Below are 14,777 nucleotides of genomic sequence, written 5' to 3' on the forward strand. Positions count from 1 at the left end.
TCGCCGCGGGCACTCCTTCGAGGGACCGGCGGGCAGAATCCGTCCGTGACGCAACCCTGCCCGCTACACTCCCACCGCTCGACGTTTCCCCAGGTCAAGCCACAAAGTACTGCTGGAGTACTAGCCGATGACGGGCGAGCAGGCGACCAGGAAGGGAATCAGCGGCACAGTCACGGCCACGGCGGCCAGCGACCCCCACAGGGCAGGGTGAGGTGTGGCCTGTGGCGTCAGGACACGCCGAAGTCGCAGAAGGGCGCTGGCGCCGCCGGCCGCGAAGGCGCCCTCAGGTGCTTTTCCAGCTGCCATCTCATACATGGCCGTGGCGAGCACCTCCGGTGCGTGGCGGCGCAGAGCACGGTCGTCCGCGATCATCTCCAGAAGGAGAGTCGTCTGCTCCTTGGCGTGCCGGGCCAAAGGAAGCCGACGGAAGACCTTGAAGAATGCCTCTGCGGCGGCCATTGCCACGTGGTGGCGCCCCGCGATGTGGGCGCGCTCATGCTCCAGCACCGCGTCGAGCTGTTGCGCGGACAGCAGGTCCAGCGCCCCTTGACTGACTACCACGCGAGGACAGCGCCCCGGAAGACAATAGGCGGCAGGCAGAGAGTGTTCCACCACCGTGGCGCGCAATCGCTCCGAGCGCCGGCCCACGATGTCCAACACTCGCCGGTGCTTCGAGCGAGCCCCGCGCGCGCGGCCCAACTCGAACGTGAATGCTCCGAGGAGCAATACCAGGAGTCCAAGGGGCGCGGCCAGGCTAAGTCCATCGGTGGAGTCCAGGCTGCTGGAGTCCGTCGTCGAGGCGAGGCCGCAGGAGTGCAGGAGGCCGACGAGTCCCGCGTGAAAATGCTCGTCAGGCGCGACAAGGTGGTAGATGGCCAGTGCGACAGAAAGTGCAAACGACACGGTCAACGCATGCCATGCGGCAACGGCAAGAGCAGGGGCCCGGTGCGGCCACGAACTGCGCACCAGGACCTGGGGGACGAGAAATCCCGTGAGGGCCCCGTAGCCGATGAGCACGACGGCAGGGTTCACGCGTTGGTCCGCCGCCCGGCGGCCCGCAGCGCCTTGCGCAACGCACTGACCTCATCGGTGGACATGTGCTCGACGAAGTGCGCCAGGGCGGCAGGCCGATCCTCGCTGGTCCCCAATGCGTCCTCCATCAGGGCGGCGGAGTACGCCTCGCGGCTGCGGACCGGCGCGTAGGTCCACGCCCGACCCTGCTTCTCGCGAAGCAGCCAACCCTTGCTGTAGAGGATGTTCGCCACCGTCATCACCGTGGTGTATGCGACGTCCCGCTGGAGGTTGATGTCATCGACGATCTCGCGGACCGTCGCGGAACGCTTCCATGTCCACAAGCGGTCCATGATCTCCGCCTCGAGGTCCCCCAGCCGCCGCATACCCGCGCTCCTTCCAACGTAGTACTTAGGAACATAGTAGACGGCGGCGCCATCAGCAGGGCCACATCCGCCGAAGCGGGAACTATCGCCCGCTCAGCCGCTCTCGTGGCACGGGTGTATGTCCCGCAGGGCTCGGGCCCATCCGGGCCATTCACCGCAGTGGCTGGCGTCCGCAGGCCCGCCGGTCGGCCATCGTGCGCCCGTCCCATCCGCAGGGCTTCCCGTCCGCGGCGGACGGCGTATGCCTACTATGGGCCGGTGATCGGTCAGGCGAGGAGCGTACGACCCCAGCTGAGGCTGCGGCTGCCCGTGCTGCTCTTTTTTGCAGTGATCACTGGCTTGCTGGGGATGCATGCCCTGGGGGCGTCAGGCGCGCAGATGCCCGGACATCGGATGGCCGCCGTTACGGCACACACCGTCGCTGCGCCCCCCATGGGCGACTGCCCTGACGGCAGTCACGGGTGTGACGGTCCAGTGCACCACGCTGATGTGACCTGCGCGTCCGGTGCCGTGGGCGACGCCTTGGCACTAGCCGATCCCGGCCTGGCCCTGGCATGCCTGACCTTTGCGTCGCAGGCCGCTGTTCCCTGGTTGTACGGGACAGCCGAGGGCGGGCGCGCGCCACCGACATTGGCCGAATTGCAGCTCCTGAGGATTTAGAGCAAGCCCCACGACGCCGGCTGCGCCCGCAGACCCCGCGTCCAAGACGGCATGCCCTGCTACCTCACTCCCAGGAGTACACCTCATGACCGCACGTCGTTCCCTGATCCGTCGTACCGTCCTTGTCGCAGGTACGGCAGCAGCCGCATTGGCGTTGGCCGCCTGCGGCGGCAGCGGCCACGACATGGGATCCATGGATTCCAGCTCGTCGCCGTCCACGACAGCTCCTACCTCGGCCCCCGCTTCCGCCGATGAGCACAACGCCGCTGACGTCGACTTCGCGAAGCAAATGATCCCGCACCACCGACAGGCGGTGGAAATGGCCGACCTGGCCGCCACCCGCGCCGCCTCCGCCGACGTCAAGGCCCTGGCCACGAAGATCAAGGGCGCGCAGGACCCCGAGATCATGACCATGTCCACATGGCTCACCTCATGGGGTGAGCAGGTCCCCGCGACGATGCAGGGGATGGACATGTCCGCCGGGATGCCCGGAATGATGAGCATGGACGACATGGACAAGCTCAAGAAGGCGTCCGGGCCGGAGTTCGACACCATGTTCCTGCAGATGATGGTCAACCATCACGAGGGCGCGATCACCATGGCCAACGCCGAGAAGGCAAAGGGCCAATACGCTCCGACCAAGGAACTCGCCAGCGCGGTCGTCTCCGCGCAGACGTCCGAGATCACGCAGATGAACAAGCTGATCGGCAAGAGCTGACCGCACGAATCACAGAGCGGGAGCCGGCTCACACAGTCGGCCCCCGCCCCGGTCGAAGACAGCGGTGCGCGGGCAGTACTCACACCCGCTGCGGATATCCGGCACAGGCGCTGCTGGAGCCCAACTCTCGGCGTCGGGGGCGTGTCATCTGCGCTTGGGCAGAGGTGGACTGGGCGCGGTGGATTGCAGCGCCGTCAGGGCCTGCTGGTACTGCTGCTCGCCGATGTCGCCGCGGGCGAACCGCTCGGCAAGCAGTTGTTTCGGTGACAGCGCTGAGGCGGTGTGGTGGCCGGGTCGAAGAGGATGCTGCTCACCGCCGTCACCGCGGCGTCTGCATACGCCACACGCCGCCTAGACCTTATGAGAACTTTAAGTGACTGATCGCTTACACTCAGCGATATGCAGGCTCTTCGGGCACGCGGCTGCCCGTCATGGATCGCGGCGGTACTCGTCGTGGTGCTGACGGGGATGCTGCACGTGCTCGGCTGCGCACACGGGCCGGAGGCCACAGCGCAGGGACGCATGGATTCGCGGCCGGTTGTTTCCGCAGTGTCGGCAGCCGTACCCGTCGTCGGATTCACGTCGGGCCGCGATTCGTCCCCGCGTGAGTCTGGGCATTGCCAGGGAGCGGATGCCCCCGTCGTGACGCAGCAGGGACCGATTGCCCCTGCACAGCCGGGAACACAGGGCTCCGTCCAAAGTGTCGCGGCAGTGCAGCTGGTCCCTGGCGGAACCGGACCGCCGGCGGCTGCCGCATCCAGGCCAGGGGCGGGCGGTCTCGCTCACGGGCAGGTGCGGGCGGCGTTGGGGGTATGGCGGACCTGATCTGGACGGACCGTCCGGCTCAGCGGGTGCGGCAGTATCGCGCCCGTGCGGCCGAGGCGGGCTTCCCCGCGTCCTGATCGACCGTCACGAACACAGCGGCCCAGTCCATCCGAGGGGCCGGCCGCGGGAGAGGTGCGCGATGCGCCCCCTTGGATCGACTTCCCTTGCCTTCTCGCCGGCGCAGCCCTTGATCAGGGCCGCCCTTCCCGTGCTGTCCCCGGCCGGCTTGGTTGGCGACACTCCGCTGCTGTGGGTCGGTGAGCCGTTCACGGCCGCCGACCGCGGGTTCTGGGCCAAGCTGGAGGGCCACAATCCCGGCGGGATCAAAGACCGTACGGCGCTCTACATGGTCCGGGCCGCCCGCGAACGCGGCGAGCTCCTTCCTGGGGCGCGGATCGTGGAGTCCACCTCCGGAACCCTGGGTCTGGGGCTGGCGCTGGCCGGAGTCACCTTCGGCCATCCGGTCACGGTGGTCACCGATCCGGGCATGGAGCCCCTCATGACCGGATTGCTCACCGCCTACGGCGCCGACGTGCAGGTGGTGCAGCGCCCGCATCCGGAGGGTGGTTGGCAGCAGGCCCGCCGGCAGAGGGTGGAGGAACTCCTCACGGTCCATCCGGATTCCTGGTGCCCGGACCAGTACCACAACCCGGACAACGCGGCGGCCTACCAGCCGCTGGCGCACGAGCTGGTCGCCCAACTCGGCCGGATCGACGCCCTGGTGGTGAGCGTGGGCACCGGCGGACACTCGGCCGGTATCGGCTCCGTGCTGCGCGGCCTCTTCCCCGCCCTCCGCGTGGTGGGGGTGGACACCACCGGATCGACGATCTTCGGGCAGCCCGCGGCGCCACGCCTGATGCGCGGGCTTGGCAGCAGCATCTACCCCCGCAACGTCGACTACGGCCTGTTCGACGAGATCCACTGGGTCGCGGCACCCGAAGCGGTCTGGGCTGCTCGCTCGCTGGCCCGCAGCCGGTACGCCACCGGCGGATGGAGCGTGGGCGCAGTCGCCCTGGTCGCCCGCCACCTCGCCAGCACGCTCCCGGCTGAGGCCCGGATCGTCGCGGTCTTCCCCGACGGCCCGCAACGCTACGTCGGTACCGTCTTCGACGACGCCTACTGCCGTGAACACCGTCTGCTGGGACACATCCCCGCAGACGCTCCCGACGAGATCACCCATCCGTCGCAGCACACCGTTACCCGATGGACCCGGTGCACCACGGTCCTCGACCCGCTGGCCGGCATCGGCGTGCTTGGACTGGCGGGGGCCGCCCGATGACATCACTCTGGCGCCAGAGCCGCTCCTTCCCGCCCGTCGTACAACTGCTGATGGCCAACCAGTTCGCCATCAACCTCGCCTTCTACATGCTCATGCCCTACCTGGCCGCGCACCTGGCCGGCGACCTCGGCCTGGCCGCCTGGGCGGTCGGCCTCGTGCTGGGGGTGCGCAACCTGTCCCAGCAGGGCATGTTCCTCATCGGCGGCACCATCGCCGACCGCTACGGGTACAAAGCCCCGATCCTGGCCGGCTGTCTTCTGCGTACCGCAGGGTTCGCACTGTTGGGGTGGGTCGACGCGCTCCCCGCATTGATCCTCGCGTCGGCGGCCACCGGCTTCGCCGGAGCGCTGTTCAATCCGGCCGTACGCGCTTACCTGGCCGCCGAAGCAGGGGACCGGCGGGTGGACGCCTTCGCCACGTTCAACGTGTACTACCAGGCCGGGATGCTGATGGGCCCGCTGGTCGGGCTGGGACTTCTTGTCGCGGACTTCCGTCTGGTGTGCACTGTCGCAGCAGGAATCTTCGCGGCCCTGACCGTGCTGCAGTGGCGGGCACTGCCCGACCGCGGCGGCCGGTACCCGGCCGGTGAACAGCGCACCGGGGTGCTGACCCAGTGGCGGCAGGTAGCTACCAACCGGCCGTTCCTGCTCTTCTCGGTCGCGATGATCGGCTCCTACGTACTCGCCTTCCAGGTCTACCTCGCGCTCCCCCTGGCCGCAGGTCAAGCCCTTGGGCCAGTTGGAACCGAGGCGACCAGCGGCTTGTTCGTACTTTCGGCGTTGGTCGCCGTCGCCGGCCAACTGCGACTGACCAGATGGGCCAAGGCCCGCTGGACTTCCTCCCAAGCACTGGTCCGTGGCCTGTCCACCATGGGAACAGCCTTTCTGCCCCTGGCCTTGGCCTCCGCTTCCGGCGGATCCGGCCGGGTTACAACGCTGGGAATGCTGGCCGCCCTGGCCTCGGCCGTCATCCTGTTGGCCGCAGGAAGCGCCGTGGTCTACCCGTTCGAGATGGACACGATCGTCTCCCTGTCAGGCGACCGACTGGTCGCCACGCACTACGGCCTGTACAACACCATCTCCGGCCTCGGCATTACCCTCGGCAACCTCGCCACCGGCTCGCTGTGGGACCTCGCCCAACAGCACCACGCCCTATGGCTGGTCTGGCTCGCCCTGACCGCCACCGGCCTGGCCTGCGCCGGAGCCGTCCTCACGCTCTCCCACACCGGACGACTCGCCGCACTTACGCCCCAACCCGTGTAGCGCTGCGAATGGGTGGCGCAGCCTCGCAGCTGATCGAGAAACCCGCTTCTGAATATGCTCGATACGTGGACCTTGGGCTCCGGCGCGCAAGACGACTGACGCTTTGCGCCGACTGACGAAAACTTCGACGCATTTCGAACTTCCGGACAGTCCCGCACCCTGGCCCGCGGCCGACCGTCACCCCGCGGCATCGCCCTGACCTGATGCGCCTATGCTGCTTAGGAGCTTTGGGACGGGGTTGGTGCCGCCCGCGTGGCACGGTGATGCTGGAGGGCGTTCTGAACGGCGAGGTGCGTGGTCGGTGGCAGGTCGCTGGGCGTCTGCGGCAGCGGGTGGGCCTGGTGTTGTCGGGGGTGGCGGCGCTGCTGGCGCTGGGGGTGGGGTGGGCGCCTGCCGCTTCGGCGCATGCGTCGCTGCTTTTCACAACGCCCACGGTGGGCAGCAGTGTCGCGGAGTCTCCGACGTCCCTGATGTTGATCTTTGATCAGCGGGTTACGCCGTCGGGCCGTGCGGTACGGGTGGCCGGGTCGGACGGGGCGGAACAGCAGGTCGATTCCGCGGTCCTCGGTAGCGGTGGGAGCGTGATGACCGCTGCGGTGCGGGGTGCGCTTCGGTCCGGGGTGTACACGGTGACCTGGCAGGTCATTGCCCAGGATGGCGACGCGGTGACTGGGAGCTATCAGTTCGCGGTCGGGCCCTCTGCCCAAGGCGCGCTTTCCCAGGGTGGTCTGGGATCTGCGGCCACGTCCGGCCAGGTCGTGACGACGGCGTTGCGGTGGATCCTGTTCGCCGCGCTGGCGATGGTCATCGGAGAGGCGGTCGCGGTCCGGTGGGGGCGTCGCCATCGGCCCGACGCGGGTCGGCTGCCCCGCCAGTGGACACTGCCTGCGGTTTTGGCCGGGCTTGTGGCTGCCCTGGGCTTGGTGGCGGTCATCGTCGGGGACGGCAGCGTGCTCTCGGCAGTGACGGATCCGGCGTTGGGCCAGCTGGACAGTCGGCCCGGGGTCCTGGCGCTGGTCGAGGCGGGGGTGTTCGCCGCAGCCGGGGTGGTCGGGTGGCGTTTGCCGCGCTGGGATTGGGTGCCGGTTTCGGGCGTGGTGGTCGCCGAGGGGTTGCGGGCGCATCCGCAGGCGTTTCTCGCGGGTTGGGGCGCGCTGACGACCGTGGCGCATCTGGGTGCGGCGATGGTGTGGGTGGGCGGTTTGGTGTACGTCGTGCGGTGTGCGGTGCGGTGGCGATCGGCACCGGCTGCGAGCTGGGCGGTGCTGGGTTCGTACGCGCGGCTGGCGGCCTGGCTGTTCGCCGTAGTGGTGGCCACCGGGGTGGTGTCGGCGCTGGTGGTCGTTCCGCTGTCGGCGGTGACGTCGACCGGGTACGGGCGTTGGCTGCTGGTGAAACTCGGCTTGGTGGTGGCGGTATCAGGGTGCGCGCTGGCAGCGCGGTGGCGTCTGCGGAGGCGGCAGAACTCGGTGCCGGTGCGCCTGCTGCGAGCCGAGGCCGGGGTGCTGGTGGCGGTGTTGGGCGTGACCGCGGTCCTGGGCGCGTCGGCGCCGCCCCGGCAGGGCGGGGGCGCGTTGCGGTTAGCGCCGCCAGCGACCGGGCCGGTGGTTCAAGTCGGTGCGCGTACGGGGGAGATCGGCGTGAGCGTGACGGCGAGCGACGGCCAGGTGGTGCTGCAGCTGACCGCTCCGGGTTCCGACGCACCGGGGGCCGACGCCGGGTACCGGCTCTCGGCGGCCCTGGCCGATCCGGCCGGTGCCACACGCACCCTGCGGGTGCGCGGGTGTGGAGTGGGGTGTTTCGTGGCGCCGATTGCCTGGGAGAAGGGCGCAAGCCACCTGACGGTGCGGGTGGCGGCGGACGGCTGGCAGGGGGGTACGGCGTCGGTGGCGGTGCCCTGGCCGGCCCATCCCGATCCCGGCGCGCTGGAACGCGTCGCGAGCGTCCTGCGCGGCACCGGGGCGTTCACCGTCTACGAGCGGGTCACCAGCGACACCACTCGCGGCCTGGGCACTCCTCACTCCCTCACGCCGACAGGACAGCGGTTCCTGACCAGCGAGCCCTACAGCGGCGGCCGCGCGGCCAACGTGAACACCGTGCCCGGCCCGGACGGGACCACCACTCTGCTCCTCGGTTACCCGGCCGAGAAGACCCAGATCGAACTCATTGTGGACGCCGACGGTCGCCCTCAGCGCGAGACGCTGACCGCTCCCAACCATCTGGTGACCCGTACTTTCATCTATCCGGAGAGCGACGAGAAGTCATGACGCGCCCGCGTATCCGCACGCTGGTAGTCCTGCTGGTGGCCGCCGCGGCGGCGGTGCTCGGGGTGTTCGCGCTCCAGGGCCTGCGGACCGCCGAGGCAGGCAGCACGACAGTGAGCCAGACCCGCACGGTCCTTCCGGCGGCCGAGCGCCCTGCGGCGCCCGTCCTGGACGGCACCACTTTGACCGGGGAGCACCTGTCCACGGCGGACTGGCGCGGCAGTGTCATCGTGGTCAACTTCTGGGGCTCATGGTGCACTCCGTGCCGCAAGGAGGCCCCGGGGCTGCGCCGCGTGGCCGACGAGACCTCCCGGCAGGGGGTGCGGTTCGTCGGTGTGGACGTCCGTGACACCCCCGTCGCGGGACTGGGTTTCGAGCACGATTTCGGGATCACCTATCCCAGCTTCAACGACCCCGCCACGAAGCTGTCGCTGCGGTTCGGTTCGCTCGCCCCGCAGGCCACGCCGTCCACCTACGTTTTTGACCGGAAGGGCCGGATCGCGGCGGTGTTCTTCGGCGCCACCACCTATGACGAGCTGTACTCCGCCGTGGAGTTGGTCGTCGAGAAGGGCTGACCGGGCGGTACGGCGGGCGCGCCCGGTCCGGTGCTACAGCGGCAGTTGGAAGCCGGTGATCCAGCCCCGCATGTCACTGATGAGCCACGCCCACACGCCGGTGATCTGGGCCAGGCCGACCAGGATGAGCAGCGCCCCGCCGACGCGCATCACCGCGCGGGCGTTGCGGCAGGCGAACCCGAAGGCCCGCAGCGCGCGGCGGAAGGCCAGGGAAGCCAGCAGGAACGGGATGCCGAGTCCGAGGCTGTAGACGAAGGCGAGCAGCGCGCCGCGTCCGGCGCTGCCGGTGGTGACCGACAGACTGAGCACGGCGGCGAGCGTGGGGCCGATGCACGGTGTCCAGCCGAGCCCGAACATCACACCCAGCAACGGCGCCCCGGCCAGGCCCAGACGCGGACGGTACGTCAGTTTGAAGGTCTTCCCCGCGAGGGGCAGGTGCTCGAACGCGCCGAGGAACATCAATCCTAGGAGCACTGTCAGGGCGCCGAGGATCTGGGCCAGGCCACGCTGATGGGCCAGCAGCAACGTGCCGACGGCGCCCAGTGCGGCGCCGTAGCTGGCGAACAACGCGGAGAAGCCCAGCACGAACAGCAGCGTCCCGGTCACCATCCGGCCCCGGCCGGTCCGCTCCGCCCCCGCTCCCGGGTACGTGCCCTCGGCCGTGGACGCGGCGTGCACGTCGTCGGCGGACATGCCGGTCGCGTACGACAGATAGCCGGGCACCAGAGGCAGGCAGCAGGGCGAGAAGAACGACACCGCACCGGCGGCGAGCGCCAGTGGCGCCGCCAGGAGGAGCGGCCCGCTCGCGACGAGTTCGGAAATGCCCTGACTCATGCACAGCCTCCAGGTCGGATCGATGGGTGAATGGTGAATGCCGCGCGGACGGCCGGTCGCCTTGCCGCACCCCGAGCCACCTCCTAATCTACTTAGGTGGATGTACGTGTTGGGCGGCGGGGTCCACTGCCACCGCGCAGCGCCCATTGCGCGCCTGCGGCGGGAGATGGGTCCGGGCCGTGCCAGTTGGCCGAGTGGTGCAGGAGATCGATGACGGTGGCGGGTGGGCCTACCTTCCCGACGCCGCAAGGAGGAAGCGTGCCGACCGAGGTGTCCCATCCGCTGTTCGCGCGGATCTATCCGAGAATCAACGCCTTCACCGAGGCCCATGGCGCGGTCGAGCACCGCCAGGAGCTGCTCGTCGGCATCCGGGGCCGGGTGCTGGAGATCGGCGCCGGGACCGGTGCGAACTTCCGGCACTACCCGCCTGAGGTGGAGCACGTCGTCGCGGTCGAGCCCGAACCCCGGCTGCGCGCGCAGGCCGAACGGGCCGCCGCCGAGGCTTCCGTGCCCATCGAGGTCCGCGCCGGCCTGGCCGAGGACCTGCCGGCCCCCGACAGCTCGGTGGACGTGGTCGTGGCCTCGCTGGTGCTGTGCACGGTCGGCGACGTCCCCCGGGTGCTCGCCGAGGCCGCGCGGGTGCTGCGCCCGGCCGGGGAACTGCGGTTCTACGAGCACGTCAAGGCCGACCGGACCCGCCGGGCACGGCTGCAGAGGATGCTGGACCCGCTGTGGACCCGGGTGGGAGGCGGCTGCCATCTCACCCGCGACACCGAACGCGCCATCACCGACGCCGGATTCGCCGTAGCGCATGTGCGGCGCTTCGACTTCCTCGTCAACGGCCGCACCGCGCCGTCCTCACCCACCATCATCGGCGTCGCACACAAGCGGCTGCCAGACACCCGGTGAGCCGCATCGCGGAGCGCCCCCTGCTCTCGACGCGGTGGGAGTCGCGCGACCGTCACCGCTACCTCACGATCCCGGCCGTGAGCGGAATGGCGATCGCGGCGGCGCTGGCCGTCTTCGGGCTGCCGCCCCTGGACCTGCACGGCCCCCTCCACTTCCTGGGGGTGATGGATCCCGCCTGCGGGATGACCCGCGGTGTACGTCTGGTCCTGCGCGGGGATCTCGTCGCCGCGTTCCGCTACAACCCGGCCAGCCCGCTGGTGGTGGCCGTCATGTCCCTCGCCGTGCTGCGGGCCGCCTACGGCCGGCTCACCGGGCGGTGGCTGACAGTGCGGCTGCGCTGGAGCCCGGGACTGCTGACGGCGCTCGCGATCGCGGTGATCGCCCTGGAGGTGAATCAGCAGCTGCACGCGAGTCTGCTGCTGGCCCGGCATTGACTGCCGCGATGACCGCACGGGCAGTCATCGCGGCAGGGCGGTCATCGGCCGCCGCAGACCGGCTACTCGCCGTTCGGGAAGTCGTATGAGGACGGCACCTTCACCGAAGCGTTGGCGGCCCCGTAGACGAGGGTGATCTCCCGGTGCGCGGTCAGCTCGATCGACGCGGGGTCACCGGCCACCTTCTTGCCGTCCACATACGCCGTCAGCTCCTTGCCCGCACCGGCCTTCAGACCGCCGACCTGCTGCGCGTCCAAGTGCACCGCCCACTCATTGAACAGCTGGCCGAGAATGTAGCGGCGGTGTGCTGGCGCCTCGATGTGCAGCACCCCGGACGCGTCGTGGGTGTGCAGCTCCGACATCGCCTGCGCGGCCTGGTCGATCCCCAGATTCGCCGGGACCGGAACCGGCTTGCCGTCGACGATCACGTCCAGGTGGGCGTGGAAGTGGTTCACAGTGCCTTCCATGGCCGACACCTTCATCCCCGCCGCCTTCGCGCCCGCCGAAGCATCCGCCGGAGCCGCCCATGGCGGCAGCGCCGTCGCACTCCCGAACGCCACCGGAGCCGGCAGCGGCCCGCTCGCCTTTCCGCCGCTCCCGCCGGAGCCGCCGTTCGCCACCACGGCCCAAGCCACGCCTCCGATCAGGGCGGCACCGATCACGCCCACGGTGGATATGAACGCCACCCGGCGCCGCCGCTCCTTGCGAGCCTCGACGGCACGCGCGGCAGCCACCCGCTCCCGGGCACTCTGCTTCGCGGACTTCCCGCCGCTGCCGGCTTTGGGCCTCGGGTTCTTGCCGGCCATGGCACCTCTCCTCGTCCGTGGTGTTCCGGATCTTCGCTACGCCGATCTTACTAAGGATATTAGGCGAGTGGCGAGGGGTGGCTACCTTTCGCTCATTGGGCGGTCCCACATCGGGCCGGTCCGCCCCGCAGCATGTCAACGCGCCTCGATGGGGCGCGGCGGCCAGGGGCTGAAGTGCGGCGGCCACGCCGTCCTTCCGCCTTCCCCCCTTCCGTCATCCGCAGGCGAAGCGCCGAGCGGATAGACCTCGCGCAACACTCCCCAGTGGCCTAAGTTACTTAGTACATATGGAAACCTTATTTGCACGGCCGGGCCTTCGCGCCGGCCGCGAGGGAGGAGTCCAGATGTCTCAGCTGCTCTACGCCTTGCCGCTGCTGGCCTGCCCCGTCGGCATGGGCGCAATGATGTGGTTCATGATGCGCGGCGGGAAGAAGCCCGCGTCAGAACAGCCCAGTGACCAGGCTGCCACTTTGACCCGGCTCCAGGCAGAGATCGACCAACTGCGTGCCACCCAGCGCGATGCCGACGCCCAGGAGGCGCGGCCATCAGAGCCCAAGCACCTCTGACCGGGGCGCGACCCGCGCGGGAACGAGCCCGCGGACATGACCTTCCCGCGGCGGCTTGTCGCCGTGCGGCCCGGCGTGCGCTCGCGCTCGTCATCACCTCGGGCTCGCCCTGGCGGCGTGTACCAGCGCCAGCCGGTCCAGGCGGAATCCGGCGGGCGGCCGCCCGCTACGGCCGCCGCCCACCGTTCCCCTATGCCGTCGCTTGGGCGCCCCTGGGGCAGCAGTCGTCGTGCCCCGGAGCGGAGGGCGAATCGTTCGGCGTCCGGGCGCCGGAGTCCTGCGTGCAGCAGTCGCAGCACTCCCCGCCATCGCAGCAGTCCGCGCCCGGAAGGCAGCACGGGCAGGGGGCCGCGTCGCAGCAGGTACACGCCTGGTCCCGGACACTGACGGCCATGCCCGCCATCGGCATGCCCGGCATGCTAACTGTGGGTGCGGAAGCGGTGGGCGACGACGAGGTTGTTGTCGTTGCGGCCGCCCCGGGCATGGTGGCGGCATGCGCCTGGCCCAGACCGAGGAAGCCTGCGGCAGCAGCCACAGCCGTCGCGGCGACCACGCCACCGCGGGCGATCAATGCAGAGTTCATGCGGGAGATCCTTCCCTGTCCGCACGTCGCGACAGACGTCACGGAGTGCTCTTTCGCGATCACCCTAAGTGTCTCCTTAGGAGATTAGGGAATGCCGCGCGATGATCGCCCAGACGTGTGAACGCCGTCCGGGGAGCGCCTTCGGGCCCGCCGGCTCCTAGACGGCTTAGGATGGGTGCGGGCGTTCACGCGATACGGGAGGTGCCATGCCGCATTTCGGCGATCTGGAGGCCGCGATCATGGACGCGGTCTGGAGCACCGGCGAACCGGTCTGCGTGCGCGACGTCCTCGAACGGCTCGACCGCGAGCCCGAACCCGCCTACACCACGGTCCAGACGGTGATGGACATCCTCTACCGCAAGGGCTGGATGACCCGCGTCAAGCGCGGCAGGGTCAACGTCTACGAGGCCGCCGCCAGTCGCGAGGATTACGTGGCCGGGCTGATGAACGAAGCACTGGCGGTCGCCGACGACCGCGCGGCGATGCTGGTGAAGTTCGTCGAAGGCATGGAACCCGGCGAGAGTGCGGCGCTGCGCGAGCTGCTCAACGCCGCCAAGACCCAGGGGTCCGCACGGTGAGCGCGGCGCTCATCCTTCTCGCATACGCCGCGTTGCTCGCCTTCGCGGCCCCCAGGCTGCTCGCCCGCGGCGGCTGGACCGCACGCGCTCCCCGGCTGGGCATCATCGCCTGGCAGGCGGCAGCCGTCTCCCTGCTGGTGTCCGCCGTCTTGGCCGGGCTCGCCCTGGTCGTACCCACGGTGCAAGTCAGCGCGGACCTCGCGAATCTGTTCCGCGCCTGCGTGATGGCGCTGCGCGATCAGTACGCCACCCCCGGCGGGGCTGCCGCAGCCGCGGTTGGAGCCGTGCTGGCGCTGGCCGTCCTTGCCCGCGCGGCCTGGTGCGTGGCCGCCTCCCTGGCCGGGGCGCTACGTAGCCGCGCCCGCCACCACGGTGTGCTGACCATGGTCGGCACCCCCTCCGTCCACCTGGGCGCGGTGGTTGTCGACTCCGACGAACCCGCCGTGTACTGCCTGCCCGGCCGGCGCCGCCGGATCGTGGTCACCACCGCCGCCCTGCGACTGCTCGACGACCAGCAGCTCGCGGCGGCCCTCGCCCATGAGCGCGCCCACCTTGACCAGCGGCACGACCTGGTGCTCGCCTGGTCCGGTGGCCTGGCCCGTGCCTTCCCGCGCATTCGGCTCTTCACCCGCGCCCACGCCGAGACCCTCCGGCTCGTAGAGCTGCTCGCCGACGACGTCGCGGCCCGCAGCGCCGACCGCATCACGCTGGCCGAAGCACTGCTCAACCTGGCCGGGGCCCGCACACCCGCCGCCGCGCTCGGCGCGGGAGGCAGCACTGCCGCCGAACGCGTACGACGTCTGATCGTCCCGCACCACCCGCTCGGACGCCTGCGCACCGCGCTCACCTTCACTGGCGTCGCCGCCCTGCTGGCCCTCCCCATCATCGGCCTGGCCACACCGATCGCCACCGCCGCTCACCTGCACTACTGCCCCCCGAGCGCCGTGAGCGCGGCAGCCGCCACGCGCTGACCGGGCATACCCCCGAACGCGCCTGACCTGTCCCCTCGTTGCCTTTTCCGCAGGCGAGTTGCACAAGCCTCCCCCCGAGCCACATCGGTAGATGACCGTCGCGGACTCGCATGTGC

15 protein-coding genes are annotated in these 14,777 nt (G+C 70.0%); 11 read left to right on the forward strand and 4 right to left on the reverse strand.

Translation table 11 applies throughout. From position 1 onward, the window contains the following. Nucleotides 1-120: 120 nt before the first annotated feature. Together C6N31_RS09945 and C6N31_RS09950 are read right to left on the reverse strand one after the other, a co-directional pair. Entirely contained in the window at nucleotides 121-1,032 is a 912-nt protein-coding gene (locus C6N31_RS09945) for a M56 family metallopeptidase (protein WP_198357411.1), read from the reverse strand. Further along, a complete protein-coding gene (locus C6N31_RS09950; RefSeq protein ID WP_198357412.1) occupies nucleotides 1,029-1,397 on the reverse strand; it encodes a BlaI/MecI/CopY family transcriptional regulator in 369 nt (122 codons plus the stop codon). The genes C6N31_RS09945 and C6N31_RS09950 overlap by 4 nt, the downstream gene beginning before the upstream one ends. Nucleotides 1,398-1,724: 327 nt before the next feature. Between C6N31_RS09950 and C6N31_RS45890 the strand changes: the two genes are divergently transcribed. The 6 genes from C6N31_RS45890 (at nucleotide 1,725) to C6N31_RS09975 (ending at nucleotide 8,980) form a co-directional block, all read left to right on the forward strand. Then, nucleotides 1,725-2,057 carry a DUF6153 family protein gene (locus tag C6N31_RS45890; protein ID WP_269289139.1) on the forward strand — a complete coding sequence of 111 codons (333 nt, stop codon included), beginning with the start codon at nucleotides 1,725-1,727 and terminating at the stop codon, nucleotides 2,055-2,057. An 85-nt stretch (nucleotides 2,058-2,142) separates the two neighbouring features. Next, the gene (locus C6N31_RS09955) at nucleotides 2,143-2,775 is read left to right on the forward strand and encodes a DUF305 domain-containing protein (protein WP_198357413.1); all 633 of its coding nucleotides are present in this window, start codon (nucleotides 2,143-2,145) and stop codon (nucleotides 2,773-2,775) included. Between the two features lie 964 nt (nucleotides 2,776-3,739). Then, nucleotides 3,740-4,879, forward strand: a complete 1,140-nt coding sequence (locus C6N31_RS09960) for a PLP-dependent cysteine synthase family protein (RefSeq protein ID WP_198357414.1) — start codon at nucleotides 3,740-3,742, stop codon at nucleotides 4,877-4,879. Beyond that, complete coding sequence (locus tag C6N31_RS09965) at nucleotides 4,876-6,141, forward strand: MFS transporter (RefSeq protein ID WP_198357415.1); 1,266 nt, start codon at nucleotides 4,876-4,878, stop codon at nucleotides 6,139-6,141. The genes C6N31_RS09960 and C6N31_RS09965 overlap by 4 nt, the downstream gene beginning before the upstream one ends. 263 nt (nucleotides 6,142-6,404) lie before the next feature. Further along, entirely contained in the window at nucleotides 6,405-8,408 is a 2,004-nt protein-coding gene (locus C6N31_RS09970; protein WP_232485039.1) for a copper resistance CopC/CopD family protein, read from the forward strand. Further along, a complete protein-coding gene (locus C6N31_RS09975; RefSeq protein WP_198357416.1) occupies nucleotides 8,405-8,980 on the forward strand; it encodes a TlpA family protein disulfide reductase in 576 nt (191 codons plus the stop codon). The genes C6N31_RS09970 and C6N31_RS09975 overlap by 4 nt, the downstream gene beginning before the upstream one ends. 33 nt (nucleotides 8,981-9,013) lie before the next feature. Here the strand turns inward: C6N31_RS09975 and C6N31_RS09980 are convergent, their stop codons facing one another. After that, nucleotides 9,014-9,814, reverse strand: a complete 801-nt coding sequence (locus tag C6N31_RS09980; RefSeq protein WP_198357417.1) for a cytochrome c biogenesis CcdA family protein — start codon at nucleotides 9,812-9,814, stop codon at nucleotides 9,014-9,016. Between the two features lie 258 nt (nucleotides 9,815-10,072). On the opposite strand from C6N31_RS09980, the gene C6N31_RS09985 reads away from it, so the two are divergent. Together C6N31_RS09985 and C6N31_RS09990 are read left to right on the forward strand one after the other, a co-directional pair. Next, the gene (locus C6N31_RS09985; protein ID WP_307811318.1) at nucleotides 10,073-10,723 is read left to right on the forward strand and encodes a class I SAM-dependent methyltransferase; all 651 of its coding nucleotides are present in this window, start codon (nucleotides 10,073-10,075) and stop codon (nucleotides 10,721-10,723) included. After that, on the forward strand, nucleotides 10,720-11,157 hold the full coding sequence (locus tag C6N31_RS09990) for a DUF2752 domain-containing protein (RefSeq protein WP_307811319.1): 438 nt from the start codon (nucleotides 10,720-10,722) through the stop codon (nucleotides 11,155-11,157). Before C6N31_RS09985 ends, C6N31_RS09990 begins: the two co-directional genes overlap by 4 nt. Nucleotides 11,158-11,219: 62 nt before the next feature. Here the strand turns inward: C6N31_RS09990 and C6N31_RS09995 are convergent, their stop codons facing one another. Next, a complete protein-coding gene (locus C6N31_RS09995; RefSeq protein ID WP_198357419.1) occupies nucleotides 11,220-11,963 on the reverse strand; it encodes a hypothetical protein in 744 nt (247 codons plus the stop codon). 344 nt (nucleotides 11,964-12,307) lie between these two features. On the opposite strand from C6N31_RS09995, the gene yajC reads away from it, so the two are divergent. The 3 genes from yajC (at nucleotide 12,308) to C6N31_RS10010 (ending at nucleotide 14,661) form a co-directional block, all read left to right on the forward strand. After that, nucleotides 12,308-12,529, forward strand: coding sequence for a preprotein translocase subunit YajC (yajC, locus tag C6N31_RS10000; protein ID WP_198357420.1), 222 nt, complete (start codon nucleotides 12,308-12,310; stop codon nucleotides 12,527-12,529). A gap of 789 nt (nucleotides 12,530-13,318) precedes the next feature. Then, nucleotides 13,319-13,690, forward strand: a complete 372-nt coding sequence (locus C6N31_RS10005; protein ID WP_198357421.1) for a BlaI/MecI/CopY family transcriptional regulator — start codon at nucleotides 13,319-13,321, stop codon at nucleotides 13,688-13,690. Then, nucleotides 13,687-14,661 carry a M56 family metallopeptidase gene (locus tag C6N31_RS10010; protein WP_198357422.1) on the forward strand — a complete coding sequence of 325 codons (975 nt, stop codon included), beginning with the start codon at nucleotides 13,687-13,689 and terminating at the stop codon, nucleotides 14,659-14,661. The genes C6N31_RS10005 and C6N31_RS10010 overlap by 4 nt, the downstream gene beginning before the upstream one ends. Nucleotides 14,662-14,777 lie beyond the last annotated feature (116 nt).

It is taken from the genome of Streptomyces fildesensis (assembly GCF_016107395.1).
Taxonomy (GTDB): domain Bacteria; phylum Actinomycetota; class Actinomycetes; order Streptomycetales; family Streptomycetaceae; genus Actinacidiphila; species Actinacidiphila fildesensis.

Bases quoted from the DNA above. Each gene is read 5' to 3' on its own strand.
- C6N31_RS09960 (WP_198357414.1), top strand. From the start codon at position 3,740: ATGCGCCCCCTTGGATCGACTTCCCTTGCCTTCTCGCCGGCGCAGCCC.
- C6N31_RS09970 (WP_232485039.1), top strand. From the start codon at position 6,405: ATGCTGGAGGGCGTTCTGAACGGCGAGGTGCGTGGTCGGTGGCAGGTC.
- yajC (WP_198357420.1), top strand. From the start codon at position 12,308: ATGTCTCAGCTGCTCTACGCCTTGCCGCTGCTGGCCTGCCCCGTCGGC.
- C6N31_RS10005 (WP_198357421.1), top strand. From the start codon at position 13,319: ATGCCGCATTTCGGCGATCTGGAGGCCGCGATCATGGACGCGGTCTGG.
- C6N31_RS09975 (WP_198357416.1), top strand. From the start codon at position 8,405: ATGACGCGCCCGCGTATCCGCACGCTGGTAGTCCTGCTGGTGGCCGCC.
- C6N31_RS09980 (WP_198357417.1), bottom strand. From the start codon at position 9,814: ATGAGTCAGGGCATTTCCGAACTCGTCGCGAGCGGGCCGCTCCTCCTG.
- C6N31_RS09995 (WP_198357419.1), bottom strand. From the start codon at position 11,963: ATGGCCGGCAAGAACCCGAGGCCCAAAGCCGGCAGCGGCGGGAAGTCC.
- C6N31_RS09950 (WP_198357412.1), bottom strand. From the start codon at position 1,397: ATGCGGCGGCTGGGGGACCTCGAGGCGGAGATCATGGACCGCTTGTGG.
- C6N31_RS09955 (WP_198357413.1), top strand. From the start codon at position 2,143: ATGACCGCACGTCGTTCCCTGATCCGTCGTACCGTCCTTGTCGCAGGT.
- C6N31_RS09965 (WP_198357415.1), top strand. From the start codon at position 4,876: ATGACATCACTCTGGCGCCAGAGCCGCTCCTTCCCGCCCGTCGTACAA.